The following is a 25,815-nucleotide window of genomic DNA, read 5'->3' as shown; positions in this document are numbered from 1 at the left end:
TTATTTATATATAGGTCCGAAGTTTTGGCAAGCACGGTAGTCAGCACTCTCTGCATTTGCCGTGCCGAATAATCCCCACGCTCTTGGACGGAAGATACGATCCTCCGCAACATTATGCATGTTAACCGGAATACGTAGCATCGAGGCAAGCGTAATCAGATCAGCTCCGATATGCCCGTAGCTAATAGAGCCGTGGTTCGCTCCCCAGTTGTCCATCACCTCATACACGGAGTGGAAGGAACCTTCTCCTGTAAGTGTTGGAGCAAACCATGTCGTCGGCCAAGTCGGGTCCGTACGATTATCTAGCGTTTCGTGCACGCTTTGGGGCAACTCGACGGAGTAGCCTTCGGCGATTTGCAGAACAGGGCCGATTCCTTTCACTAGGTTAATCCTGGACATCGTCATCGGCATGCCGCCGCGTGTTAAGTAATCGGATGAAAAACCGCCGCCGCGGAAATATTCAACGGAAGCCGGGCGCCACGAAGTAGCATCGAGACACTTCTGCGCTTCTTCATCAGAAATTTCCCAGAATGGCTTCAAAGCCGGTTGACCATCCTTCGACTGCTCACCAGTGCCATCCATCGTCGCAGAACCCGAATTAATTAAGTGAAGGATACCGTTCGCAGCCGCACCTTCCAGCTTATGACCCGTTACGCGTTCAACCGATTCCGGACTCCAGTACGTACGTACATCTGCAAATATTTGAGCCGTGTTCGAAAGCAAATAGCCGAATAGCATCACGACGCCGTTTAAGCTGTCATTTTCCGTCGCAACCATATAAGGGGCGCGTTTGCCGTTCCAATCATAGGAGGAGTTGAGTACCGTTTCCATGAAATCTCCGTTTGGAAAATGGTCTGTCCACTGCCGCTGGCCTTGAAAGCCGGCTACAATTGCATGGTGTCCGGCTGCTTCCTCGCCGAATCCCAGCTCAGCCAGCCTTGGATTGCCAACCATGAGGTCACGGGCAATTTGCGTCATTTTGACAACAGTCTCCCAATCCGCGTCCTTCTGCTCTCTAGTAGTTTGAAGATGTGCGGGATTGTTATCCGGTCCTTCTATACAGTTTTCCTTCACCCACGTAAGCGCTTTCTCGTATTCCGCACCATCATAAATACCTTCTTCCATGCGACGAACGAACTCGCTCATGTCGATATACTCCGTTCGCATGCCCAGATACTCTTGGAAGAACGCGTCATTCACAATGGAACCTGCAATACCCATTGAAACTGAGCCCATGGACAAATACGATTTGCCGCGCATGTAGGCTACTGCAAGACCTGCTTTCGCGAAGCCGATCAGCTTATCTTTCACGTCGAATGGAATGGAAGTGTCGCCAGAATCCTGTACATGCTCGCCATAAATGCCGAAAGCCGGAAGTCCCTTCTGGGCATAACCAGACAATACAGCAGCCAAATACACGGCCCCTGGCCTTTCGGTTCCGTTGAAGCCCCATACTGCTTTCGGTATAGACGGATCCATATCCATCGTTTCCGTTCCGTAACACCAGCAAGGCGTTACCGTTATCGATACACCTACGCCGGACTTCGTGAATTTATCTGCGCAGGCAGCAGCTTCGGACACGCCGCCAATGCAAGTATCTGCGATTACACATTCAACAGGCTCTCCATTTGGATAACGCAAATTGTCCGACAACAGCTTAGCTGTCGCAATTGCCATGTTCATCGTTTGCTCTTCTAACGATTCGCGAACGCCTTTTCTTCTGCCGTCGATCGTAGGTCGTATACCGATTTTTGGAAACCCGCTTTGGAAACGTACATTTGTGTCCGTCATGAATAAAACCTCCAATAGGCTATAATAATGTTACCGATAACATTAAATTAACAACAATAAGGCTTGCTGTCAATGAAGACTTTTTTGTATGATAGAAACTACGATTTATTCATAAGGGGACTAGGATATGGTAACGATTTATGATGTAGCGGCGAAAGCAAGTGTATCCGCTATGACCGTCTCCAGAGTTATCAATAACAATGGCAAGATTAGTGAAAAGACTCGAGCGAAGGTTAAGCGGGTGATGGATGAGCTCGGATATGTGCCTAATCAAACAGCGCGCAGCCTCGTGCTTCAGCAGACGAAGCTGCTCTTCCTGCTCATCACCGATATTATGAACCCCTTCTACACGACGCTTGCACGCGGAGCAGAGGACGCAGCCAAGCGCTCCGGCTACCGTCTGCTCTTTGGGAATAGTGATGAGAGCATCGAGAAGGAAGCGGATTATGTCACGACCATCTTAACCACTCGCGTGGACGGCGTGCTCGTTGCACCAGCAGGCGATCCGTCTCTTCCCCATCTGGAGTCGTTCCGCAAACATAAGGTGCCATTCGTGCTGCTGGACCGCGAGGTTCCGGGCATTGAATGCGATATCGTGCTCGGGGACAGCAAAGATGGAGCAAGAAGGCTCGTAGAGCATCTGGTTGCTGAAGGTCATCGCAGCATAGCATTCGTTAATGGCTCACCGTCCATATCGAGTGCAAGACTGCGGCTGCAGGGCTATCAGGACGGGATGAAGCTAAGTGATCTCACTTATAACGAAAGCTACGTATTTGAAACTAGTTTTGGCTCTTTGAGCGACTTGACCGAAATGGGACAATGGCTCGATCAGCTAAGCCCTGTGCCAACTGCTATTGTCGCTGGCAATAACGTGCTCGCCGTTGAAATATTGCGCTTGCTTCGTGAGCGAGGAATCCGAGTCCCAGAAGATATTTCTCTCGTGTGCTTTGACGATTTGGGGCCATACTCAGAGGTTGAGCCGTTCCTGACGGTAGCTGCCCAGCAAGCCTATCAATTCGGATATATGGGTATGCAGATGCTCGTTGAGCGTATTCAGGAACGAGAAACCGTATTGCCTTGGAAAAAAATCGTCCTGCCCGCCGATTTGGTGATCCGCAGATCGGTGAAGACATTGCCCTAGTGCAGCAGCACAAACACACCAAAAAGACAGCAGTATGGGCCAGAACTGGCTGATGCTGCTGTCTTTTTGCGTACGATAGCTGTGTGTACGATGTTTGCTGATGGTGGGCGGCAGTTACCAAACGGCATGCGCTTTACTCTATTTCCCATACCCATAACCAGTCACCATACCCTAGATCGCATACCTCATTCTCCATCGCCAATATCATTACCAATCACCACATTACTCGTATCACCATTATCACCCATATCACCATCCCATTCCCCTCGGCTATCCTGCACATCTGTAGTAACTTCACCTCTCTGGAACACTTTTTGACGACTATCCTGCACATTTGAATTAGCGTCGCTCATTCGGGACCTTACACACACCTATTTCTGCTCATCTAAAGCTCTTATCCTGCCAGAGTGCAGGGTAGCCTTTCTCGGCGGTCGATATACGGCCTCTATCCTGCGACTGTGCAGGATAGCTACAGATGTGTGTTGAAGTGCGCGACTAGCGACACGGTAAGTGGTTTGAGAGTTTGGTTGGTTGGTTACTCATATCAAACTTCCTCTTCTACCGACCAACGAGCTACGTTGCACTTTGTACACTCTAATCGTCGTTTAAGTAACCATTCTTTTGTTACATTGTAGTTTCTGCTACAGAACTGCGTCATTGCGGCTCGATGCTCATTAATAAAAGCAATTCTAATGCATTTTCTACAATGTAGTCCCTCAGCTTGGCCTTCATACGAGGTTTCTATTGCAAAAAGTGCAACGTAGGCAAACTTAAATGGTTTAGCACTATATGGTCTAGCACTATATGGTCTAGCACTATAAGGTCTGACAATATATGATCTGGCATTGTACTTTTTGTTACTATATTTGGCTGCCACTACAGCGACTTGCGAAAGCTCGTAGGGGATTGTCCACTCCACTTACGGAATTGTTTCGTGAAAAACAGCGGATCATTGTACCCGACTGAAGTCGCGATTTGGGCAACGGTCAGTTCAGTTCTGAGCAGCTCCTCCGCTTTCTTCATACGCACCTTTAACAAATACTGCATTGGCGGCAAGCCCGTCGCCTCTTTGAACAGCCGAGTCAAATGGGCACGATGGTAGCCGAGTGTTCGAGCTATTCCTTCAATCGACAGCTGCTGACCATACTGCAGCGTCATCAAACGGATCGCCTGGTCAATTTGGCGGTACGAGTGGGATTCGGGGATAGATTCCTGTTCTAGACCACCTATATGCTTGCCCCCTAGCTCATGCAGGAGCAGCCTTAGCCAGCCGGAGGCTTCCATATTTCCAAGCGCTGGCGAATTCTTTTTATCCATACTCTTGCGAATACTTCTAATCATCCTCTGAATAACCGGCAGTGAACATTCACGAATAACCGCATTGTCAGGGGTAATGCCGATAGAACGCAGTGCAGATTCCACAACTTCCCCCGAAAAGCCAACCCACGTATACGTCCATGGATTAATTTTGCTTCCTTCATACTTAACCAATATGTCCGGAAAGATGACAAATGCATCTCCTACCACACATGTATACGCTTTCCCAAGTGTTTCGAATACACCTTCACCTTCTAATACGATATGGATCAAAAAATAATCATGAACCGCGGGTCCTATGAAATGTCCACTTACCGGCTGCCCCTTGCCAGCAAATAGGACGGACATCTCATCTTTTAGGGGAGCTGTATTTAAACTAAGCGAATGCGTATTATGTGAATCCAATGCCGCACCTCCAACAATTCCTATCTATTCATCATACTAAATGATGCGACATTCCTCCATATAAATCTTCTTTCCTTCCATATTCATTCGCAGATGTCCTCTTTATACTATAGGAGTCAGCACTCAATGAATGGGAGGCAATATAAAATGTCCAAAATTACGTTTATCGGAGCAGGAAGCACCGTCTTTGCCAAAAATATTTTAGGCGATGTCATGCAAACACCTGCGCTGCAAGGCTTTGAGATCGCTCTATTCGATATCGATGCGCAGCGTCTGAACGAATCGGAGCAAATACTGCTTAATATCAAAAAAACGAGCAATAGCACCTGCCAAATTAAAGCGTACACAAACCGTAAGGAAGCACTTCGCGGCGCCAAATACGTTGTAAACGCCATTCAAGTAGGCGGCTATGATCCGTGTACAATTACCGATTTTGAAATACCGAATAAGTACGGGCTTCGCCAAACGATAGCGGACACAGTAGGCATTGGCGGATTATTCCGAAACCTGCGTACCATTCCGGTCATGCTCGACTTCGCACGCGACATTAACGAGGTTTGTCCGGATGCGCTTTTCCTCAATTATACGAATCCGATGGCCGTTCTAACCAACGTGATGAACACATACGGCGGTGTGAAAACAGTTGGTCTATGTCATAGCGTTCAAGTTTGTTTACCGAACTTATTCGAGCATCTCGATCTGGACCCGACGGGTGTGAAATACAAGATCGCGGGTATCAATCATATGGCTTGGCTGCTTGAAGCAAGCAAGGACGGCGTCGATCTCTATCCAGAAATCAAACGCCGTGCGGCAGAGAAACAGAATGAAAAACATCATGACATGGTTCGCTATGAGCTGATGCTAAAGTTTGGCTATTATATTACAGAATCCTCCGAGCATAACGCCGAGTACCATCCATACTTCATTAAACGCAATTATCCAGAGCTCATCGAGCGCTTCAACATACCGCTTGATGAATATCCACGTCGCTGTGTGAACCAAATTGAAGGTTGGAAAACGATGCGTGAATCACTTGTCAATGACAGTAATCTTGAGCATTGCCGCAGCCATGAATACGCTTCCTACATTTTGGAAGCCATTGAAACGAACAATCCATTCCAAATCGGCGGCAACGTCATGAATACCGGCTTAATTACCAATCTGCCTAGGGAAGCTTGCGTTGAGGTCCCTTGTCTCGTGGATCGAAACGGTGTGACGCCTACCTATGTCGGCAACTTGCCTCCGCAGCTTGCCGCATTGAACCGGACGAATATCAATACGCAGCTGCTCACCATTGAAGCTGCGATAACCGGCAAACGTGACCATATTTATCACGCTGCAATGCTTGATCCACATACCTCTGCCGAGCTCTCCATGGATGATATCGTGTCGCTTTGCGATGATCTGATTGAAGCCCATGGCAGCTGGCTTCCAAGCTACAAATAACCATACAGCCCTCCAAGAGCCAATGCAGGCTCATCTTGGAGGGCTTTTATTTTTGCAAAACGATTCACACCTGCCTAGGCAAACACATACCCTACCTCATAAGATTCATCAGCCTAGTGAAAAGGGGCAATCTATTCAAATGAGTTCACAGATCGACTACACGTCTCCAGGTACGCAATTCGCTTTCGATGTCAACAGCAATCCAATCTTCAAAAAGGACGCAAACAACTACATTAATCTCTTATCCGTCAATCAGCTGAATACACTGCGAAACCTTTCTTTGCTCGATATTTTCCTCAGCAAAGGAAACGTCATCGAGCCACATTACCATCAAAATGCTTCTGAGCTCGTTTATTGTATTTCTGGCGCAGCGGAGATCTCACTCTTGAATCCTTTCACGAAACAATATCTTCGCTATCATGTCACACCTGGTCAAGTCGTTAATTTACCGCAAGGCTGGTGGCATTATGAGATTGCTACACAGGATCATACGCATTTGCTCGCGATCTTCGATGCTAATGTTCCAGATGTCATCTACGGATCGGATTTATTGCGTTTAACGCCAGCCAATGTGTTCGCTTATACGTATTGCCTGGATGCAGAAGCATTGAAAACGACACTTGAACCGATCAAAAACACCGTCGTTTTGGGGCCGCCAAGTAATTGCAGCTACAACCCCGTCCAAGGTCAATCAGCAGCCAACCCCTCCGCCAATCAAGGGTTTGTAGCGCAGCAAGCCGTCCAACCAAACCAAGCGGTGCAGCCGCAGAAATACGGTAGTCATCATCATCGCGCTCCTCAATTCTAGCAGCGGCATTTGAATAAACCAAAAAAGGTGACGGGCAGCTCAGCGCAGCCCGTCACCTTTTCATTATGAAAACAACTCTCCGCTGGCTCGATTATCCTAAAACCAGCAGCCAGCGATAGATCCTTCTATTCTAGATTAAGCATGCTTCAGCCAGCGACTGTCACCTGGGTTCGGACAGGCGCGGTCTTTATACTTGGCTGCAATCCGAACGAAACAGCCACAGATGGTGCAAGTCGTACCATATTGAAATTTAGGGCACGCCCTGCATGCCTGCAAGCGCTCCTCGTATACATCATCCGGTACGCTAATCTCTGATTGAAACATCGGCGCCGCCAATATCCGATCGATTTGCGCATCCGTTACACGGTAGTCATCCCGGCATCCCTTGCACTGATTGCTTCTACTCATTATGAAGCCTTCCTTATTCAGAAATCAGTTCAAGCACCGTAACCGACATCGGCGAGAGCTTCGCGCTGATCGTTGAACCGTTAACCGTGAATGCCTGATAAGCGGTCGGAACTACCGTTTCAGGCTGATCGAATGTATTGTGAGCATCCTTGACCGAAGCAGTCAACTCCGTACCGGAAACGGAAATACCAGAACCGACCAAGCCGCGGAGGTCGATCTCAACGTCTGCAGCCTCATTTTGGTCTAGATTGCATAGGCTGACGTGAATGCGTCCTTCCGCATCCCTTGAAGCCGAAACGGAAACCTTCGGGATCTTATCGTTATTATGCACATAGTCCTGACTGTCAATGGATGTGTTCAGTAAAGTGGCGTTCTGATGCACCTTATACATGTCAAAAACGTGATACGTCGGTGTCAGCACCATTTTCTCACCCTCAGTCAAAATGACCGATTGCAGTACATTAATGACCTGAGCAATATTAGCCATTTGCACCCGATCGCAATGATCATGGAAAATATGAAGCGTTATGCCCGCTACAAGCGCATCGCGAATCGTATTCTGCTGATAGAGAAAGCCTGGGTTCGTACCTGGCTCAACATCAAACCATGTTCCCCACTCGTCGACCATTAGGCCAACACGCTTAGCTGGGTCATATTTATCCATAATCGTTGAATGGCGTTTAATCAGCTCGTCCATCCACAACGCTTTCTTGAGTGTAATATACCATTCATCCTCCGTGAAGCCTGTTGCTGCTCCCTTTTCGTCCCAAGTGTCGCCCGGAAGCGTATAATAGTGCAGCGAAATGGCATCCATTTTCCCATGTGCCTCGCGCATCAGTACTTCCATCCAGTTGTAATCATCTACATTCGGTCCACATGCGATCTTATGAATGCTGTTCTCTCCATAATTGCGTACATAGGTTTGGTACCTGCGATAAAGATCTGCATAATATTCAGGGCGCATATTGCCGCCACAGCCCCAGTTCTCATTACCTACGCCGAAATATTTGATATTCCACGGTTTCTCACGACCGTTCTCCCGCCGCAGCTCTGCCATTGGAGAAATGCCGTCAAATGTCATGTATTCTACCCACTCCGACATTTCCTGTACCGTGCCGCTTCCAACATTGCCCGAAATATATGGCTCACACTCCAGCATTTCACACAGCATCAGAAACTCATGCGTTCCGAAATGATTGTTTTCCAGCACGCCGCCCCAGTGCGTATTAATCATCCGTTTGCGCGATTCCCGTGGACCTATACCGTCTTTCCAATGGTATTCATCTGCGAAACAGCCGCCCGGCCAGCGAAGCACCGGAATGTTCAGTTGCTTCAGTGCCGCGACTACATCGTTGCGGATCCCGTTTGTGTTCGGAATAGGTGAATCCTCGCCTACCCAGATACCTTCATAAATACAACGACCCAAATGCTCTGAGAAATGTCCATAAATATTGCGATTAATCGTACCTGCCGTCAGATCGGTATTGATTGTTATCCGGTTAGTCAAAGCTATCATCCTCACTTTTATATATTGAATTGTTCGATCCCCACTTATTGAATTAATATAAATATTAATACAATGTTATAAATATTAATCCTAAACAAATCATAATGGTAGCGGATACATTTTGCAACTACTATTTGGGTGAGACTAACAAAATCATTCCATGATTGACGCAGATAATAAAAAAGAATCACACCAATTAGCTTCTAATCGGTGTGATTCTTCATCTTGTCCATCTTCCTACTCAGAGCGCGGAAGCCATTTCAAAAAATGTTGAATATGCTCATCCCAATAGCCCCATTCATGACTGCCCGGTCCTTCGACGTATGTCAGTGGAAGCGCAGCATCCCGGCAAGCATCGCGGAAAGCGATATTGTCCGTATACAGGAAATCTTCTGTCCCGCAGCACTGATAGAGAAGCGGCTTCTCGACTGAAGATGCCTCATGCTCAGCAACGAGATGGAGCAAATCATCATCTGTCCCCTTAATATCCTTATCTCCATAAATGAGGGTAAATAAAGGCTTCATATTCAACTGAGCTGGTTCTTTGATATGCTTTGCCATATCAAGCGCACCCGATAAGCTTCCCGCAGCTGCAATACGGTCAGGATGACGAAGCGCCCATTTGAAAGCGCCGTAGCCCCCCATAGACAAGCCTGCAACATAATTGTCCTCCCTTGCGTCTGATAAAGGGAAGAAGGAACGGGCGATAGCCGGAAGCTCCTCTGTAAGGAACGTCCAATATTTGTTCCCGTATTCCATATCCGTATAGAAGCTTTGATGGACATTCGGCATAACGACAGCAAGTCCCAGCTCAGCTACATACCGTTCAATAGAAGTTCTTCGTGTCCAGATTGTATCGTCGTCGGATAAACCATGCAGCAAATATAATGTTTTGTGCAGCTTCTGGCTGCTTCGATTGTTCAGCCCAATCTGAGAATGGGTTTGCTGAGGCAAAATAACAGTCATTGATGTACTGAGGCCTAGTGCTTCAGAAAAAAAGTTACAGGTTATGAACGCCAATTGAGACACCTCCAAATTAATGTTAGTCAAACATAGTCATAAGTAATTTAGCATTGAAATGAAGCGTTTGCAACAAGGTGAAACGGCTGTCGCTATCCTTTGGCAGTGCAGCGTGTTTCATTCCGAGAAATATAGAGAAAGGATGGCGAAATAATATCCTTTCCTATATTTTAAGAATCGACTTTAATAAGAGGTTCAATTGATACTAGCGGCGCAAAGATAGTTAGTGAACTTTTTTTCAGTGCTTATATAGCAATCGATAGCAAGGTATAATAGTAACCGTCTAAGTATAATTCCAATATCCGGAGGTTGATGAACAATGAAATTGATGCCACTCGAGCATCGAGGAATATCGAACAGCCGTTTAGCATTAGGATGCATGGGCCTTGGCGGAAGCTGGGATCTTGCGGACCCGATTACAACTGATCACGTTCGTCAGGCTGAAGCAGCCATCGACGCTGCCCTCTCGATCGGAATCACGATGTATGACCACGCCGATATTTATACAAGAGGCAAAGCCGAGTCCGTATTCGGACAAGTACTCAAGCAGCAGCCAAAACTGCGCGAGCAAATGGTCATTCAATCCAAGGTTGGCATTCAGCTAGCTGACGGTGTATTACCAGGAAGATTCAACTTCTCAAAGTCACATATATTGCCATCAGTAGACGGCATTCTAGAGCGTCTAGGTACAGAATACATTGACGTATTGCTGCTTCATCGTCCCGATCCACTCATGGAGCCGGATGAAATTGCAGAAGCCTTCACTGCGCTTAAGTTATCAGGGAAAGTACGTAACTTCGGTGTTTCCAATATGAGCCCGGGTCAAATTCGATTCCTCCAGCGTGCATTGCCAGATCCTATCGTCGTCAATCAGCTAGAGCTTAGTCTGCTGCGCCATGACTGGGTCGATCAAGGTATTCATGTGAATCAGAAAGCCGGACTAAAGGATAACTTCGCTGAAGGTTTAATGGAGTTCATGCAAATGGAGAACATTCAGATTCAGGCGTGGGGACCGCTTGCTCAAGGCAGATTTTCTGGTAGAGCTTCGGAGAATGCCAGTGAAGCAGAAATTCAAACAGCCGCTTTGGTAAAGGAAATTGCCGAGGAAAACGGTACAACGTCTGAAGCCATCGTACTAGCTTGGCTGATGAAGCATCCTGCTCGCATTCAACCGGTAATCGGCACGGTAAACCCAGAGCGCATTATCGCCTGTAAAGACGCGGTTCAACAGTCCGAAATCATGACACGCGAGCAATGGTACAGCCTGCTAGTCAGTGCTAGAGGCGTAAACATGCCTTAATTTCTGCTGTCTATTTTTAATTATGAGTTTTTTTTCATTTAATTCTCATAAACTCTCAGAATCCCTGTTATAACTAAAGGTTCGCTCTCATTCGCGATTTTCGCCGTTTTTAGATGTGTTATAGTCAGAACACATAAAACGAAACGCGGAGGGACATCCTGACAGCATGAGAACATCACACCTATTGAAATCGATTGCCAAAGCAGGCATTTGCAGCGCGATCGTCATGTCGGCAATCACATTCGGATCTTTTGCACCAAAAGCACATGCAGCAACACCTGAAACATTAGATCTTATTTCTACTGGGAAAGAATATATCGGTACACCTTATAAATTTGGCGCACCAGTTGGCGTTACATACGCTTTTGACTGCTCTTCTTTCACCCAATTTCTGTACAAAAGCTTGGATGTTAATTTGCCGCGCTCTTCTTCTGCGCAAGCATCTGTAGGCGAGAAGGTTGCGAAAGGCTCTTTAAGCGTGGGCGATCTTGTATTCTTCAACACGAACGGCAAGTCCATTAGCCATGTCGCTATCTATGCTGGCAATAACAAAATCATCCACAGCTCTACAAGCCAAGGTGTTACCGTCACAAGCCTTGGAAGCAGTTATTGGGCCAAGAAATATGTAACGGCCAGACGTGTTCTTAGCTAGTTATGCCTATTAATAATGAGCCATTGAAGGCTGCAGACGCTAATCGCGTCTGCAGCCTTTTGCTTTCGCTTCAAATAGGAGCTAATTTCAACAATGTGCAGCTCACCTTGTTTCTAATCAAAGTTTCATCTGTTACTGCTATTTAACCTATTCGATTAGGTATGAAACATTCTCATTGTCCAACCAGCTTCAATGACTTATAATCCTCGCTCAGCACCTGCAGCCAACCACCTTGTTTACCATAGGAATATACGCTGTCCTTCCGTTTGCAGGCCACTCCCTCCCCATCGCAATGTGTAACGAGATCAAAGAGCGCAGAGCCATTCCTCTCCATGTAAAACATCTTTTTAAAATAATGATTATCTTCCAATATCCGGTTAAGCAGCTTCTTCCGCTCCAGCAGCGGGTACGGCCTTAAATCCACACCGTTATAATACAACAAGTCAAATATGAAAAACTGTACAGGATTCGTCCGTTTAGCTTCTCGGATCGCAGGCTCTTTCCTCATGCGATATCTGGTTTGCAGTGTCTGGAATTCGAAAGCTCCCGTATCCGGGTTTACATAGGCAACCTCGCCGTCTAATAGTACATCAGCCGGTTCTCGCAATGGTACATTATGTAGCTCCGGATATTGGCGGGTAACGTCATTAAAGTGTCTCGTATATAATTTAGGTTTGTTCTGGATGAAAGAAAGCTGCAGTCGATGGCCGTCAATAATTGGCTCGAAAATATAATTATCATCATCAAAAGGCTTTGCATGCTCGGTCATAAGCATCGGTTTCATAAACATAACGAGGCCTCCTTCCGTGTACCCTATCTTAGCATGAAATAACCCCAAAATTCGTCGGTAATTTCAGGTTGAATAGACGAATAATCCCCTATCCTCTTCCACATAATAGATGCAAGAAGGAGGCTGAGAAAAGATGGCAAACCGCACCAATCAACTTCTTGTACCGCAGGCTCGTGCAGCACTTGAACAACTCAAATTCGAAGTTGCGCAAGAGCTTGGTATTCAACTTCCGCAAGACGGCTACTACGGGAATATGACGACCCGTGACATGGGCTCAATAGGCGGCTTAATTACACGCAGACTCGTACAGATCGCAGAGCAGCAGCTCTCAGGAAACCGTTAATCTCCCCATTATTCAGCGCCAGAGCAGCATCTTTACTGCCTTGGCGCTTATTTGTTTCGTATAGACAAACGTTAACTTCACAAAAAATACAGCAGTTCTCATGAGAGAACTTCCCTTCTGCTATAAAAATCGGTAAAATGAGATAGAGTTGTCCCACTACATAACCCTTACTTGCAAATTCCATAATGGAGAGGAATATTCTAATATGATTATTCAACCGAAAACGCGCGGATTTATTTGTACGACCGCTCATCCAGAGGGCTGCGCCCAACAGGTACAGCGCCAAATCGATTATGTTAAGGCACAACCAACCATTACAGGTCCCAAAAACGTACTAGTCATCGGCGCTTCCACTGGCTATGGCCTCGCCTCCCGCATCGTATCGTCCTTTGCCGCAGGCGCTAACACGATTGGTGTCTACTTTGACAAAGCTGCTGAAGGGGCTCGCACAGCCTCTGCAGGCTGGTACAATTCCGCTGCTTTCGAAGAAGCTGCCGCCGCTGCTGGACGCAAATCCTACAGTATCGTTGGCGATGCCTTCTCTGATGAAATCAAAGCGAAAACGATCGACTTGATCCGTACTGAGCTTGGTCAAATCGATCTTGTCGTGTACAGCGTTGCATCCCCGCGCCGTACGCATCCGAAAACAGGTGAAACCTTCTCTTCCGTCATTAAGCCATTAGGTGGCACATACACAAACAAAACCGTAAACTTCCACAGCGGCGAAGTTTCACAAGCTACAATAGAGCCAGCCACCGAAGACGAGCTGCGCCAAACCATTGCCGTTATGGGTGGCGAGGACTGGCAAATGTGGATTGATGATCTGACTGCAGCAGGCGCGCTAGCCGAAGGAGCGACAACCGTTGCTTATTCCTACATCGGTCCAGAAATTACACACGCTGTTTACCGCGAGGGTACGATAGGAGCTGCCAAAAACGATTTGGAAGCTACCGCTAAGCGCTTGAACGAGCAGCTTGGCAACGCTGGCGGCCGCGCTTTCGTGTCTGTCAACAAAGCACTAGTGACACAATCCAGCTCGGCTATTCCGGTCGTTCCGCTTTATATTTCTGCGCTGTATAAAGTCATGAAGGAAAAAGGCATTCATGAGGGCTGTATCGAGCAAATGTACCGTTTGTTCTCTGACCGATTATATAACAGCAGCGAAACGCTTATCGATGAAAAAGGACTGATCCGTGTCGACGACTGGGAGATGAGACCCGAGATTCAGGCTGAGGTTGCTGAAGTTTGGGCGAAGTTGTCTACAGAAAACGTATACGAGCTATCAGATCTTGAAGGCTACAGACGGGAATTTTTCCAGCTATTTGGTTTTGAAACAGATGGCATTGATTATGAAGCAGACGTTAATCCAGAAGTGAATATTCAAAACCTGCGCTAAACAATAAAAAGGACGTTGAACTCGGAAACCCGAATTCAACGTCCTTTCTCACTCCTATAGACAAACCAAGGTGAAACAGCTGTCGCCGACCTTTGAGGGCGCTGCGCGTTTCATTCCGAGAAATATAGAGAAAGGATGGCGAAATCCTTTCCTTTCCTATATTTTAAGAAATCAATTTGCCAGGCTTCAGCGATTTCATATCTTTATTGGCATTGTTTAGCTCAACCAACATTTTCTCGCTTCTTATCATAGTAGAGTGGCATAGGAAGCAAGCAGGCACATGATCGAAAGCAAACTCATCGCGGATCCAACCCTTACAGGCTTCGTTCTCGCATGTCCATATAACGGTATTAGCTTGAGGATGATCTTCTAACGATTTTCGGCGAAAATACATCGTGCAATCCTCCTTTGGCCTAAAAAAAGAGCCCTTAACAAATGTTAAGGGCTCTTGATGTGTAAAACCTACAGTTTTACAACGTTTTCTGCTTGTGGTCCACGGTTGCCTTGAGTTACGTTGAACTCAACGCGTTGACCTTCGTCAAGGGATTTGAAGCCTTCGCCTTGGATTGCGGAGAAATGTACGAATACGTCATTTCCACCTTCAACTTCGATAAAACCAAAACCTTTTTCTGCGTTAAACCATTTTACTGTACCTTGTTCCATTATAAAAACCTCCAATAATTTTTTTAACATGTTTTTTCCAGAAAAACTAAAAATCACACATTGAGAAAAGTATCATTATACAAATGACAACCCTTTTCAATATGTGAATTCAAGGTTAAAATTTGTTATTTGTATTAACAATATATCATAGGCTCCGGCATTACGCAAGCCCTCAACCAAAAAAACCAAAAACTTTTATGCGCGGTCGGAATAGATGCTGTTGCAGCGGGCAAATCTAATGTCGTAACCAGCACTCTATCCTAATCATATGAGGTGTCCGTACATGAAAAAGTTCGTTGCTTTGGCTGCATTGTTAGTCGTTACCGGCTGTTCGTCGGGCTCCAACATGATGCATAAGCAGTCTACACATGAGTACGCCAATGACAAAACGCCACTCATCACTACCGCACCATATGGCACACGTGCCTCATCCGTCGCTACCACAACGCCAGGAAAGCCAGATGGAACTTTGAGAAGCTCACAGTTCACATTCCCGGATTGGCTGTTTGGTGATCGCACTGGAATCCAAAATCCTACTGTGCAATATCCCGGCTATAATCAGCCAACAACGCAAAACCCTTCAACCAATAATCCAAGCGCCCAAAACCCAAGCACTCCGAATCCGACGACCCAAAACCCGAGCGGCCAGAAGGCGACTACCGGTCAATTCGAGCAGCAGGTTTTGCAAATCGTCAATGCCGAGCGTTCCAAAGCTGGTCTTGGCGGTCTAAGCATGGACGACAAGCTTGCCAATATGGCAATGGTCAAAGCTAAAGATATGTCCGACAACAATTATTTCGATCACAATTCTCCAACGTATGGATCACCGTTTGATATGATGAAACAGTTTCAGATTACTTATCGCTCAGCAGGTGAGAATATTGCCAAGGGACAGCCGACCGCCGAGCGTGTTATGAATGATTGGATGAATAGTCCAGGTCATCGTGCGAATATTTTGAATGGCAGCTTCTCAAAGATCGGTGTCGCTTACTACAATGGCTCGTGGGTACAGGAGTTCATCGGATAGTTCTCAAGCCAAAGAAGCCTGTTCCGGAGCACTCCTCCGAACAGGCTTCTAATTTATGAAGATCGAACTCCGCTCTTTTGTCCTACATAACCTTGTTCCCCTATCTCGCTTAGAGCAGTCAGCAGCGATTCATTCTCTTCACTCGTGCCAATAGAAACGCGAATATGCAGTGGCAGGGCCCATTGCTTCCCATACCTCACAATGATTCCTCTTGCCATTAGCTGCTCGTATATCTTCTCAGCATGCTCTCCAAGCTCCACGAGGATGAAGTTGCTCATGCTCTCCGTATAACCGTAGCCGAGCTTACCTAGCGCATGATACAATTTCTGCTTCTCTGTCCATACGAGCTGCTGTGACTTGTGAACATGATCTACATCCCCCAGAGCAGCAGTCGCAGCTGCTTGAGCCAATGCATTGACGTTGAACGGCTCTTTCACCTTTAGAATGCTTTGTATGATCGCCTCCGGGGCAATGCCGAAGCCTGCGCGAATGCCTGCAAGTCCATAGATTTTGGAGAAAGTATGCAGCACGAGCAGCGGATAACCTTCTTTTAAGAACGAAAGTCCATCCGTATAAGATTCATCTGAAGCGAAATGGCTGTACGCCGCATCCACCACAACGAGCACTCGTTTTGGAAGCGAATCAAGAATATGCTTTAAGTCCTGTTTCTTCAAAAAAGTGCCGGTAGGATTATTAGGTGAACATAAGTAAACCAGTTTGGTTCGATCTGAAACTGCCGCCAGAATGGCCTCTGAATCATATTCATAATTTGCTTTCAACGGAACCTCGATCGTACGGGCATTCAACAGCTGCGCCCCGAAAGCATATTCGCTAAAAGTAGGACTAGGTACGATAATCTCATCTTGATCATCCAAAAATGTTTCCGATACAAGCGTAATAAGCTCATCCCCGCCATTCGTTACAATAACCTGCTCTGGCAATATTTGATACTGAATGGCAATGGCTTGCTTCAGTCGCAGCGATTGAGCATCCGGGTATCGGTGAAGTTCTGATAAGGCTTGTTTCATAGCTTCTAGTGCCTTTGGAGACGGCCCCAGCGGGTTTTCATTAGACGCAAGCTTAATTACCCGCTCTAATCCTTGCTCCTGCTGAACCTCCCACACTGGCTTGCCGGGAGAGTATGGCTTCATATGATCCAGCGCTTTGCGCGCGCGAACCTCGATCTCGATTTGTTTATCCATCATTAACAATCACCTTCACTCATTTGTAATCAGTTCATATTACTATATTACATTAACACTTTCAAGTGGTAACGTGATATAGTGTCAATACCTGTTAGATTACATAAGGTGAAACAGCTGTCGTCGTCCTTTGGCGGCGTGGCGCGTTTCATTCCGAAAAATATAGAAAAAGGATCGCGAAATCATATGCTTTCCTATTATTATAAAAAAGCGCTAAATGACCGTATGTTGCATCACTCAGCGCTTCTATGCTTAATTTAATTTTCAGATATAAAATCAAACATGGAGCGAACCTTCACAGTCCCTGCTGCTGCACGCTTGCTTGTCGTTTCTCCGCTCACTCGGTGGTGGAACACTATCACCTTGGCTACCCCAGGTATAAGGTCGAAGAAATTGTCGATGAACATACCCTCATGCTCCGCTGTAACCCATACTTGTTTGGCAAGCGTATCTGTCACCAGACTGTATGCCGTACCATCGCTGCCTTCCACCTCTGTAATACGAATCTCGGCTGCAGTAAGCTTCTGGTTTTTTGCTTCGGTGAAGTAATACGTTTTGCTGTCAATGACTGACCCTTCACTTACAAGCTCGGCATACAATACAACACTTCCCGCTTCATAGCCCGCTAACCATTCCTGTTCGTTGATGCTGCTGACTACCGCCGCGCTATTGCCGTTTATTGAAACCGGAGACGAGCTTTGTTTGATCACCGTTCCTGCAAAATTATATAGTGTTAAACTCAGTTCACCTGTTAACGGCGCAAGCAAGTCCGTTATTGCATGCACACGTACTGTGCCTTCTTCTGTCCGGTCGAAGGAAAGCATCGTATCCGCAAAGCTTCTTTTGGCATAATATTGCATGGCTTTCCATTTGCCGTAATAATCCATACCTGCCCAAGATGCTACCGGCCAACAGTCATTCATCTGCCAATAAAGGGTACCCATGCAATACGGCATATGACGGCGATGTGCTTCAATAGCCATTTTCATCGCTTCTGCCTGCAGCACTTGGCTCATATAGAGGAACGCTGGGAAATCCTTTGGCTGCTTCATATACATATCCATATACTCTTTAATCAGACGGTTCCCGTCACCGTTCTTCTGATGCGCGCGCATTACCTTTGAATCCAGCGCTAAGTCCTGCTCAGTAGCGAATGTCATGACCGAATCATATTCGGGGAAGGATTGGAATCCGTATTCGCTCATAAACCGGCCAACCTTCACATTGTAGTTCTCGAATGGTTCAACCGCATGCCAAACTCCCCAATAGTGAATATCACCCTCTGTAGAGAGTGGATGCGCGTGCTGATTAATGTCCCCCGTTAGCGATATAAGCGGCGAGGAAGGCCAATATGGCGTAGTTGGTGCAAATTTCGAAACCGCTTCGTCCAAAATATCATGGAATATCGTTTGATAGTCTAACCAAATAACACTCCGCTGCTCGCTAGTATATTCCTTTTTCCAGCCCCAGCCGCCATTCTCATCATATTCAGCCCATGCTGAATCAATCTCGTTGTTCCCGCACCAAAGCACGATCGAAGGATGGTTGCGCAGCCGTTTTACGTTCTGAGCAGCTTCCTGACGCACATTGTTCAGGAATGCCTCGTCGCCTGGGTACATGCTGCAGGCGAACATGAAGTCCTGCCACACCATGATACCGTACTCATCGCATAGCTCATAGAATACGGACTGCTCATAAATCCCGCCGCCCCATACACGCAGCATGTTCATGTTTGATTCCGCAGCCGTCACTATTTCATGCCGATAGCGCTCGTCCGTTACATCCGTAATGAAGCTGTCATTCGGAATATGATTGGCACCTTTGGCGAATACAGGCACACCATTAAGCTCAAAGTAGAAGCTCGCTCCCTTCTCGTCCTTGTCACGAACTAACCGTACCGAACGTAATCCTGTTCGAGCGGATTTGGCCGCGATAACTGCCGATTCATCAAGAAGCTCAGCTGTAAACGTATACAGATTCGCATCGCCAAGACCTCTGCTCCACCAAAGCTTCGGCCGATCAATAACAGCCTTCACTTCAATGAAGTTGCTTCCTTGGTGCAAAACAGCTTCCTGCTCCCAGCTATGTCCCTCTGTACGTATTCTAATGGTTCCGCTCCATGATGCTTCTGCTTCTATCTCCACTTGGATAGACAGGGTTGCCCCAGAAGCCGTAACCTCGTCCTGTTGAATATGCAGATCAGCTATTTTGTTGTTTGACCAGCCTTCCAGCCTTGCTTCTCTCCAAATTCCGCTCGTAACGAAGCGCGGTCCCCAATCCCAGCCGTAGTGATACGGTGCTTTTCTCGCGAAAACACTTATTTTATCAGCACCCAAACCACCGAGCTCCGATTGATCATTCGATGCCGGCAAATTATAGCCCAGTTTTTCGATCTTTGGCAGATCTTCCTTTACTGGAGAACGGAATCTAATGTGCAATTGATTGTTTTCTGCTTTGACGATTGTCTTCACATCAGCCTTCCACGTTCTGAACATATTATCTGCCGACAGCACATGCTGCCCATTCAAATAAACGTCCGCATACGTATCGAGTCCGTCGAAAACAAGCTCCAGTACGGACAATTGCAGCAGTTCTTCCGCCACATCGAAATTTGATTCATAATCCCAATCTATCTTATCAATCCATTGCAGGTCATGCTCATTCGTCGCATAGAAAGGATCCTTTATCTTACCGTTTCGAAGCAGGTCCGTATGCACGCAGCCCGGAACGATAGCGCTCATCCATTCTTTTTCCTCACAGGCTTTGAATTTCCAATTGTTCAATATAAGCTGTGTCGCTTTCATTATGATCCTCCTGAGTATAAAGCACCGATTTTTTTATGTGATAAAATGACATCTTCACCTAACATATTATCATATAAAAACTAACGGTCAACGACTTTGTTATTTCTAATCAGCTCATAAAACAGTGTTTTCCGCATCTCCCTCTTGATAAATTGCATTATTATCTGGATATCAACCTATTTGAAAAGCATTCGCTTGTTTTTGACATAACAAAAATAACAAAATAATTTCAACGTTTTTATCCGAACCCTAACAAAAAAATATTAAAATTCCGTTTACTGTGTTATCGTTTCCTGTAATATAGATAGAAGCAGTTTGTTTCCGAGCATATCGGGACATGCCGCTGCGATGCCCCATAAATTCACTAAAGTAGGCTGATTGCTATGCGAAAAAAAATTACGATTCAATCTATTGCCGACTTCACCGGTCTGTCCAAGTTCGCCGTATCCCGTGCGCTCTCCGGCAAATCCGGTGTCAGTCCGCAAACAAGAGAGTTCATTTATAAAGCTGCAGAGCAGCTCGGCTATTTCAAGGATGCACCGCAAGACCAGCACGCCAATGGGCTGCAGACGGTTGAATCGCGCAGTTGGACTGGAACCGTCCTCGTCCTTTTTCCTAATATTCGGTTTCAGAATGCCGACTCGCCGTATTGGGGACCTGTGTTTAATGGTATCTCCTCACGACTGAATCAGCAGGGGATTAATATTCTAACGTTAACGGAGCCTTCTGATGATTCTATGTTTTCATTGCTGAAGCCTGAAGCGATCTTGGGTGTCATCACTGTGGGCTCGATTTCGACGCAAATCTTGCTGGATATTAAACGAATTGGTATTCCAATTGTAATGGTCGATCATATGGATCCCCGTTTTCATTGTGATTCAATCTTTACAGACAACCTATCCAGCATGGCAGAAATGATAGATTCCATCATTCAGAAAGGCTATCGGACCTTTCAATTTTTGGGAAATATACGCGATGCACGCAGCTACTACGAGCGATACCTTGGCTACCGCTCGGTACTCGACGACCATGGAATAGAGCATAAGCAACTGACTTCCTTGATCGGTCCAGAACTGGAGCAGTTCCACGACACCTTCAAAGCTGCTGTTTCCAAGCATGGCTTGCCTGAAGTATTTGTATGCGCTAATGACTTCTCGGCCAAGTTAGCACTAGACACGTTGGCGCAAATGGACATAATCATACCGCATCGCCCTGGCTTTACTGGGTTTGACAATACGCACCCTGAGCTGCCTTTGCTCGCTACTGTTAACGTTGATAAGGAGCTTCTTGGCAAGCGAGCTGTAGATAAGCTCCTATGGCGCATTCTTAATCCGAACACGAGCTACGAAAAATTGCTTATTCAAGCTGAAGTCATTATTCACGAATAACGGATAGAGGATGGAGGATAGCGATCAGAAGCGGTTGAACACATAACAAAGGACCTTTCTCCTAGGAATTATTCCATAGAGAAAGGTCCTTCATTTTTCATAAAGACATGAACGTCCTGATCAGCCTTGGACTGATTGCATGCGTTACAGGCACAGACGCAGTTAACCGGAGTCGTGTGGCCGCCCTTGGCACGGGGCAGCATATGGTCGATGGTATCGCCAAACTCGCCGCAAAAATAACAAGTATAATTATCCCGCTCCAATATGTAACGACGGAATTCCTTGTTGCTGAACAATCGTCGTATCGTATGACGATTGACGATTACGGCAGCATGTTCCTTAATGAGCGTTACGGCAAGCTCCAGCTCAATCTCCTGGTACCATCGCCGCCCTTTATCCGTTCTTCCCCTCATCCAGATCGTGCCTTGTCGCGTCGTCTTGAGCGCTGCCGGATCGTTCGGAAGCGGAATAGACGGCCTCTGCGACAAACTGCGAGGCTTGCGGGATTGAATCGTTCTTGGCTTAGCATTATTGACTTTATTCACTTTAATGACTTGATCCTCTTGATTGATTGGATCAGCGATTATTGCCAGCGGAGACTCCACCGTCTTCGCCTTTCGACAGGCACGGCATGCACCACGCCGTGCACCTGCACTTGCGCGTTTGCCTGTACGGCGCAAAAACTCTTCTAGCGGCTTCATCTGCTTGCAGCTCGCGCAAAGCTTGGAAGCAGGAGGTTCAGTGTCATCCATCGTATGTTCCGAGGCACGCATGAATGCCGTGCTCGATTACTTCCCCTCATGTTTTTCTTCTATTGTAGCATTAATTCATACATGTTGGGAGTGAACTAGATAGCCGTTTAGTACAAGTCCATTCTCACGATGAGGGACGATTGCCGTTATCGTCAGTGTCATGATCCTCCCATCTGCGCGAGTATGCCTTATTCGTAATCCAAAACGTTATCCATGCAAGTATCCCGACAATAATAGCCGACGCAATCCACACGCCTACAGGCACATCCATCTGATCATCTCCTTTATTGTTTTTATGCAAACGACGTTTCAAACTTTATGGTGTAAAAGCTACAATGCTTTGCTTCGCTTCGTTCACCTGCAATTGAAACACATCCGGCCGATTATAATGGCCTGCAACATCAAAGTCGAATCGACTCGCCATCACGAATGCCATATCCAAATCCGCATACAGAATGGCCTCCGTTCCGTAAGCCGGTTCTGCTACATATTCGCCTAACGGACCAACAATCGCACTTCCGCCTTGACAAAGAATGTCAGGATCCTGAGCCAAATCCACATGTTCACGCAAGCTAGGTGGATAGGAATCCTTCGTTACAAATTGATTGCTCGACAATACGTAGCATCTGCCCTCGCAAGCAATGTGCTTCAGCGTTGCTTGCCAAGCAGGACGGGCATCGGCGGTAGGCGTTACCAGAATGTCGATGCCTTTGGCATACATCGCCATTCGAGCAAGCGGCATATAGTTCTCCCAACAAATCAAGCCGCCAATTCGTCCAAACGGTGTATCGATAACCGTCAACGTGCTGCCGTCGCCTTGCCCCCATAACAGCCGTTCAGTGCCTGTCGGAATGAGCTTGCGATGCTTTCCAAGAAGCTTGCCGTCGGGGCTAATATAGACGATGCTGTTGTACATCGTGGATTGACTGAACTCCTGATCGCGCTCCACAACGCCAATGATCAGATAAACACCGGCTTCCTTCGCGATTTCGCCAAGTCTATCCGTGTCGGCACCTGGAATGGAGATTGCGCAGCTCCAGTACTGAGCCCATTCTTCGCGCCCTTCCATCGTCCTGCTGCCGACTCGTGCGCCAAACGAAAGGCCTCTCGGATAACCTCCGATAAACACCTCTGGAAAAAGAATCAGCTTGGTTCCATTCGTTTTTGCTTCCTGAGCAAAATTCGCTATTTTCTGAAATGCAGACTCTTTATCAAATAAGATCGGAGCTGCTTGTACGACGGCCACTCTAGCTTTCCGCTCACCCATATCCTTAGTCGCCTCTCTTCACGTCATAACAACTTGAAATTGTGGTCTTGTTCCTATAAACATACATCCAACTTCAGCTGCTGTAACCGTCCAATTGGCATATAAGATAACCAGCCAATCTTATAGAGGAAATAAAAAAGACGTTAGCAGAAGCGCCAACGTCTCAATAAAGCTATATGATTAATGCTGCTTAGCAACATGAACCCGTTTAATAAAGAAGGCCACAATCAAGCCGACGATTGCAACAACCATCGCGAACATAAAGGCATTCTGTATGCCAGCCGTCATAGCCAGTGGTGCATTGGCCGGATCGGTCGGATCAGCAACATCTTTCATAAAGCTGCTCATGCCAGCCGTCATGATACTCACAGCAACCGCTGTTCCGATTGCACCTGCAACCTGCTGGAGCGTGTTCATGATAGCCGTTCCATCTGGATACAGCTCGCGTGGAAGCTGGTTGAGACCATTCGTTTGGGCAGGCATCCATACCATCGAAATGCCGATCATGAGACAGGAGTGAAGCACAATGATTAGTGTAATGGTCGATGCCGTTGTAATGCCTGAGAAAAACCAAAGCACGGCAGCTACGATAGCAAGCCCTGGAATAACAAGCCATTTCGGTCCGAATTTATCGAATAATCCACCCATAATCGGTGACATGATCCCGTTGAGGAGTCCGCCAGGCAATAGGATTAGTCCTGCTGTCAAAGCGCTTAATCCTAGACCGCTGATCAAGTACATAGGCAGTACAAGCATGGATGACAGAATAACCATCATACAGATAAATACCATAAGCGTTCCTACAACAAACATCGGGTGCTTGAAAGCACGCAAATTCATCATTGGCTGCTTCATCGTCAATTGACGAATCGCAAAGATGATAAGCGAGACGATACCAATGATCATAAACGTAATAACCTTCGTACTCGTCCAACCGCCTTCGCCCTCTCCGGCACTACTGAATGCAAACACAATGCCACCGAAGCCCAGTGTCGAGAAGAGAAGCGAGAACAGGTCAATCTTTGGTTTCGTGATTGTAGATACATTCTGCATATACATAATGCCGAACAATAAGGCGATAACCAAGAACGGCAGCGACAGCCAGAATATCCAATTCCAGCTCAGGTTTTCGATAAGTAGACCTGCAATAGTAGGCCCTACTGCTGGAGCAACCATAATAACTAAACCAATTACGCCCATTGCAGCTCCCCGTTTATCAGCGGGGAAAATAATAAGTATTGTATTGAACATTAGCGGCAGCAGAAGCGCTGTACCGACCGCTTGAATGACACGTGCTGTCATCAGCACCTCAAAGCTTGGAGCAAGTGCAGCTACCAGCGTACCCAGCACCGAGAAGCTCACCGCAGCAATAAACAGCTGCCTTGTGGAGAACCACTGAAGCAAGAGACCGGATATCGGCACCAATATGCCGAGAGTAAGTAAATAACCCGTTGTCAACCATTGAACGGTCGTAGCTGATATCTCAAATACTTGAATCAAATCACTAAGCGCCACATTCAGCGCCGTTTCACTGAACATCCCGATAAACCCAGCTAATAACAATGAAATCATAATCGGAATAACTTTAAACTTCTGTCCTGCATTTTGCTGCGGTTCTGTCATTGTTGCTTGCAAGCACGCCACTCTCCTATATCTATCTTTCTTCTCTTACCCCTCGTTTGAGAACGATGGGCATTGATTAATAACGTACGGCACGCATTTCGCTGCCGTCAGAAGCGACTGCTTGTCACGATTCGTAATCGCCAGTATTAAGGCTCCTTCAAGCAGGGAGACGATAACAACTCCGATCTCCTTTGCCTTTTCCTTCTCAGTCCCTGCTGCGATCAGTTGATCCGATATGACGGCCTGCCATGAAGCAAACACGGCTTGTCCGGCACTCCTGAGCTTCTCGCTGATGCACGACGTTTCTACCGCCATCCAGAAGCTAAACGGCATATATCCTTTATACTCGCACTTCTCTGCATCCTCCGCCAAATCTAGAACGAACGCTTGTACCGCATCAGAAGGTTTATCATAGGCTGCGAATTTGCTGGCCCATTTCTCTATAACAAGCTCTCTCGTGCCGTGAATACACTCCAGTGCCAGCTCTTCCTTCCCTGCTGGAAAATAATAGTACAGCGAGCCTTTGGGACATTCGCTCTCTTTTATAATTTGGCTCAGTCCAGTTGCGTGATACCCTCTCGTGAAAAAAAGCCTTGCTGCTGTCTCAAGGATAGTTTGGCGTGTATTTGTTTTTTCTGACATCCATTCACTCCTCGATTATAACGATCGGTCTACATAATTAAACATCTCTGAGCGGAACAAGTCAACCATTTTATTCTGGTATTTCTCATCCCATCAAACAAAAAAAAGCCGAACTCTCGCTCG

The 25,815-nt window shown here is 46.6% G+C and carries 25 protein-coding genes; 9 read left to right on the top strand and 16 right to left on the bottom strand.

The genetic code is table 11. The features are described from left to right. Positions 1-1,791, bottom strand: coding sequence for an L-fucose isomerase (locus FGT79_RS12680; RefSeq protein ID WP_138753186.1), 1,791 nt, complete (start codon positions 1,789-1,791; stop codon positions 1-3). A gap of 127 nt (positions 1,792-1,918) precedes the next feature. Between FGT79_RS12680 and FGT79_RS12675 the strand changes: the two genes are divergently transcribed. Beyond that, positions 1,919-2,932 (top strand): LacI family DNA-binding transcriptional regulator, encoded by a 1,014-nt coding sequence (locus FGT79_RS12675; protein WP_138753185.1) that lies wholly within the window; start codon positions 1,919-1,921, stop codon positions 2,930-2,932. Between the two features lie 185 nt (positions 2,933-3,117). Here FGT79_RS12675 and FGT79_RS31120 read toward each other — a convergent pair whose 3' ends face one another. Together FGT79_RS31120 and FGT79_RS12670 are read right to left on the bottom strand one after the other, a co-directional pair. Continuing rightward, positions 3,118-3,285 carry a hypothetical protein gene (locus FGT79_RS31120; protein ID WP_171056219.1) on the bottom strand — a complete coding sequence of 56 codons (168 nt, stop codon included), beginning with the start codon at positions 3,283-3,285 and terminating at the stop codon, positions 3,118-3,120. A 523-nt stretch (positions 3,286-3,808) separates the two neighbouring features. Continuing rightward, positions 3,809-4,654, bottom strand: a complete 846-nt coding sequence (locus FGT79_RS12670) for an AraC family transcriptional regulator (RefSeq protein WP_138753184.1) — start codon at positions 4,652-4,654, stop codon at positions 3,809-3,811. A gap of 147 nt (positions 4,655-4,801) precedes the next feature. Between FGT79_RS12670 and melA the strand changes: the two genes are divergently transcribed. Together melA and FGT79_RS12660 are read left to right on the top strand one after the other, a co-directional pair. Further along, a complete protein-coding gene (gene melA, locus FGT79_RS12665) occupies positions 4,802-6,100 on the top strand; it encodes an alpha-glucosidase/alpha-galactosidase (RefSeq protein ID WP_138753183.1) in 1,299 nt (432 codons plus the stop codon). A gap of 139 nt (positions 6,101-6,239) precedes the next feature. After that, positions 6,240-6,908: a cupin domain-containing protein gene (locus FGT79_RS12660; RefSeq protein ID WP_138753182.1), complete on the top strand. Its 669-nt coding sequence runs from the start codon at positions 6,240-6,242 to the stop codon at positions 6,906-6,908. 135 nt (positions 6,909-7,043) lie between these two features. Here FGT79_RS12660 and FGT79_RS12655 read toward each other — a convergent pair whose 3' ends face one another. From FGT79_RS12655 to FGT79_RS12645, 3 genes are all read right to left on the bottom strand, one after another. After that, positions 7,044-7,316 (bottom strand): DUF6171 family protein, encoded by a 273-nt coding sequence (locus tag FGT79_RS12655; protein WP_138753181.1) that lies wholly within the window; start codon positions 7,314-7,316, stop codon positions 7,044-7,046. 13 nt (positions 7,317-7,329) lie between these two features. After that, positions 7,330-8,832 carry an alpha-N-arabinofuranosidase gene (locus tag FGT79_RS12650; RefSeq protein WP_171056218.1) on the bottom strand — a complete coding sequence of 501 codons (1,503 nt, stop codon included), beginning with the start codon at positions 8,830-8,832 and terminating at the stop codon, positions 7,330-7,332. Between the two features lie 228 nt (positions 8,833-9,060). Then, complete coding sequence (locus tag FGT79_RS12645) at positions 9,061-9,843, bottom strand: alpha/beta hydrolase (RefSeq protein ID WP_138753179.1); 783 nt, start codon at positions 9,841-9,843, stop codon at positions 9,061-9,063. A gap of 319 nt (positions 9,844-10,162) precedes the next feature. On the opposite strand from FGT79_RS12645, the gene FGT79_RS12640 reads away from it, so the two are divergent. Both FGT79_RS12640 and FGT79_RS12635 read left to right on the top strand, forming a co-directional pair. Beyond that, positions 10,163-11,143: an aldo/keto reductase gene (locus FGT79_RS12640; RefSeq protein WP_138753178.1), complete on the top strand. Its 981-nt coding sequence runs from the start codon at positions 10,163-10,165 to the stop codon at positions 11,141-11,143. 166 nt (positions 11,144-11,309) lie between these two features. Beyond that, the gene (locus FGT79_RS12635) at positions 11,310-11,795 is read left to right on the top strand and encodes a C40 family peptidase (protein WP_138753177.1); all 486 of its coding nucleotides are present in this window, start codon (positions 11,310-11,312) and stop codon (positions 11,793-11,795) included. Between the two features lie 172 nt (positions 11,796-11,967). Here FGT79_RS12635 and FGT79_RS12630 read toward each other — a convergent pair whose 3' ends face one another. After that, positions 11,968-12,585, bottom strand: a complete 618-nt coding sequence (locus FGT79_RS12630) for an ATP-dependent DNA ligase (RefSeq protein WP_138753176.1) — start codon at positions 12,583-12,585, stop codon at positions 11,968-11,970. A gap of 133 nt (positions 12,586-12,718) precedes the next feature. Between FGT79_RS12630 and FGT79_RS12625 the strand changes: the two genes are divergently transcribed. Next, positions 12,719-12,928: an alpha/beta-type small acid-soluble spore protein gene (locus FGT79_RS12625; protein ID WP_138753175.1), complete on the top strand. Its 210-nt coding sequence runs from the start codon at positions 12,719-12,721 to the stop codon at positions 12,926-12,928. A 205-nt stretch (positions 12,929-13,133) separates the two neighbouring features. After that, entirely contained in the window at positions 13,134-14,324 is a 1,191-nt protein-coding gene (gene fabV / locus FGT79_RS12620) for an enoyl-ACP reductase FabV (RefSeq protein WP_138753174.1), read from the top strand. 163 nt (positions 14,325-14,487) lie between these two features. Here the strand turns inward: fabV and FGT79_RS12615 are convergent, their stop codons facing one another. Together FGT79_RS12615 and FGT79_RS12610 are read right to left on the bottom strand one after the other, a co-directional pair. Next, a complete protein-coding gene (locus tag FGT79_RS12615) occupies positions 14,488-14,718 on the bottom strand; it encodes a cold-shock protein (protein ID WP_138753173.1) in 231 nt (76 codons plus the stop codon). A gap of 68 nt (positions 14,719-14,786) precedes the next feature. Continuing rightward, a complete protein-coding gene (locus FGT79_RS12610; protein WP_053377054.1) occupies positions 14,787-14,987 on the bottom strand; it encodes a cold-shock protein in 201 nt (66 codons plus the stop codon). 283 nt (positions 14,988-15,270) lie between these two features. On the opposite strand from FGT79_RS12610, the gene FGT79_RS12605 reads away from it, so the two are divergent. Beyond that, positions 15,271-16,014 (top strand): CAP domain-containing protein, encoded by a 744-nt coding sequence (locus FGT79_RS12605; protein ID WP_138753172.1) that lies wholly within the window; start codon positions 15,271-15,273, stop codon positions 16,012-16,014. Positions 16,015-16,067: 53 nt separating this feature from the next. Here FGT79_RS12605 and hisC read toward each other — a convergent pair whose 3' ends face one another. Next, a complete protein-coding gene (gene hisC, locus FGT79_RS12600) occupies positions 16,068-17,219 on the bottom strand; it encodes a histidinol-phosphate transaminase (RefSeq protein WP_246096408.1) in 1,152 nt (383 codons plus the stop codon). 254 nt (positions 17,220-17,473) lie between these two features. Next, entirely contained in the window at positions 17,474-20,020 is a 2,547-nt protein-coding gene (locus FGT79_RS12595; RefSeq protein ID WP_138753171.1) for a beta-mannosidase, read from the bottom strand. A 383-nt stretch (positions 20,021-20,403) separates the two neighbouring features. Here FGT79_RS12595 and FGT79_RS12590 point away from each other — a divergent pair, with 383 nt between their 5' ends. Beyond that, a complete protein-coding gene (locus FGT79_RS12590; RefSeq protein ID WP_138753170.1) occupies positions 20,404-21,408 on the top strand; it encodes a LacI family DNA-binding transcriptional regulator in 1,005 nt (334 codons plus the stop codon). Between the two features lie 68 nt (positions 21,409-21,476). Here FGT79_RS12590 and FGT79_RS12585 read toward each other — a convergent pair whose 3' ends face one another. The 5 genes from FGT79_RS12585 to FGT79_RS12570 all read right to left on the bottom strand — a co-directional run bounded on the left by FGT79_RS12585 (position 21,477) and on the right by FGT79_RS12570 (position 25,692). Beyond that, entirely contained in the window at positions 21,477-22,160 is a 684-nt protein-coding gene (locus tag FGT79_RS12585; RefSeq protein ID WP_246096406.1) for an HNH endonuclease, read from the bottom strand. A 124-nt stretch (positions 22,161-22,284) separates the two neighbouring features. Then, positions 22,285-22,431, bottom strand: coding sequence for a hypothetical protein (locus FGT79_RS31115; RefSeq protein ID WP_171056217.1), 147 nt, complete (start codon positions 22,429-22,431; stop codon positions 22,285-22,287). A gap of 45 nt (positions 22,432-22,476) precedes the next feature. Then, positions 22,477-23,427 carry a carbon-nitrogen hydrolase family protein gene (locus FGT79_RS12580; RefSeq protein WP_138753168.1) on the bottom strand — a complete coding sequence of 317 codons (951 nt, stop codon included), beginning with the start codon at positions 23,425-23,427 and terminating at the stop codon, positions 22,477-22,479. A gap of 180 nt (positions 23,428-23,607) precedes the next feature. Beyond that, a complete protein-coding gene (locus FGT79_RS12575; protein WP_138753612.1) occupies positions 23,608-25,050 on the bottom strand; it encodes a DHA2 family efflux MFS transporter permease subunit in 1,443 nt (480 codons plus the stop codon). A 45-nt stretch (positions 25,051-25,095) separates the two neighbouring features. After that, the gene (locus FGT79_RS12570; protein WP_138753167.1) at positions 25,096-25,692 is read right to left on the bottom strand and encodes a TetR/AcrR family transcriptional regulator; all 597 of its coding nucleotides are present in this window, start codon (positions 25,690-25,692) and stop codon (positions 25,096-25,098) included. Positions 25,693-25,815 lie beyond the last annotated feature (123 nt).

This window comes from Paenibacillus sinopodophylli (assembly GCF_005930355.1).
Taxonomy (GTDB): Bacteria; Bacillota; Bacilli; order Paenibacillales; family Paenibacillaceae; genus Pristimantibacillus; species Pristimantibacillus sinopodophylli.
The sequence above is the reverse complement of the archived record's forward strand: the minus strand, read 5'-3'. Positions and strand labels throughout refer to the sequence as shown.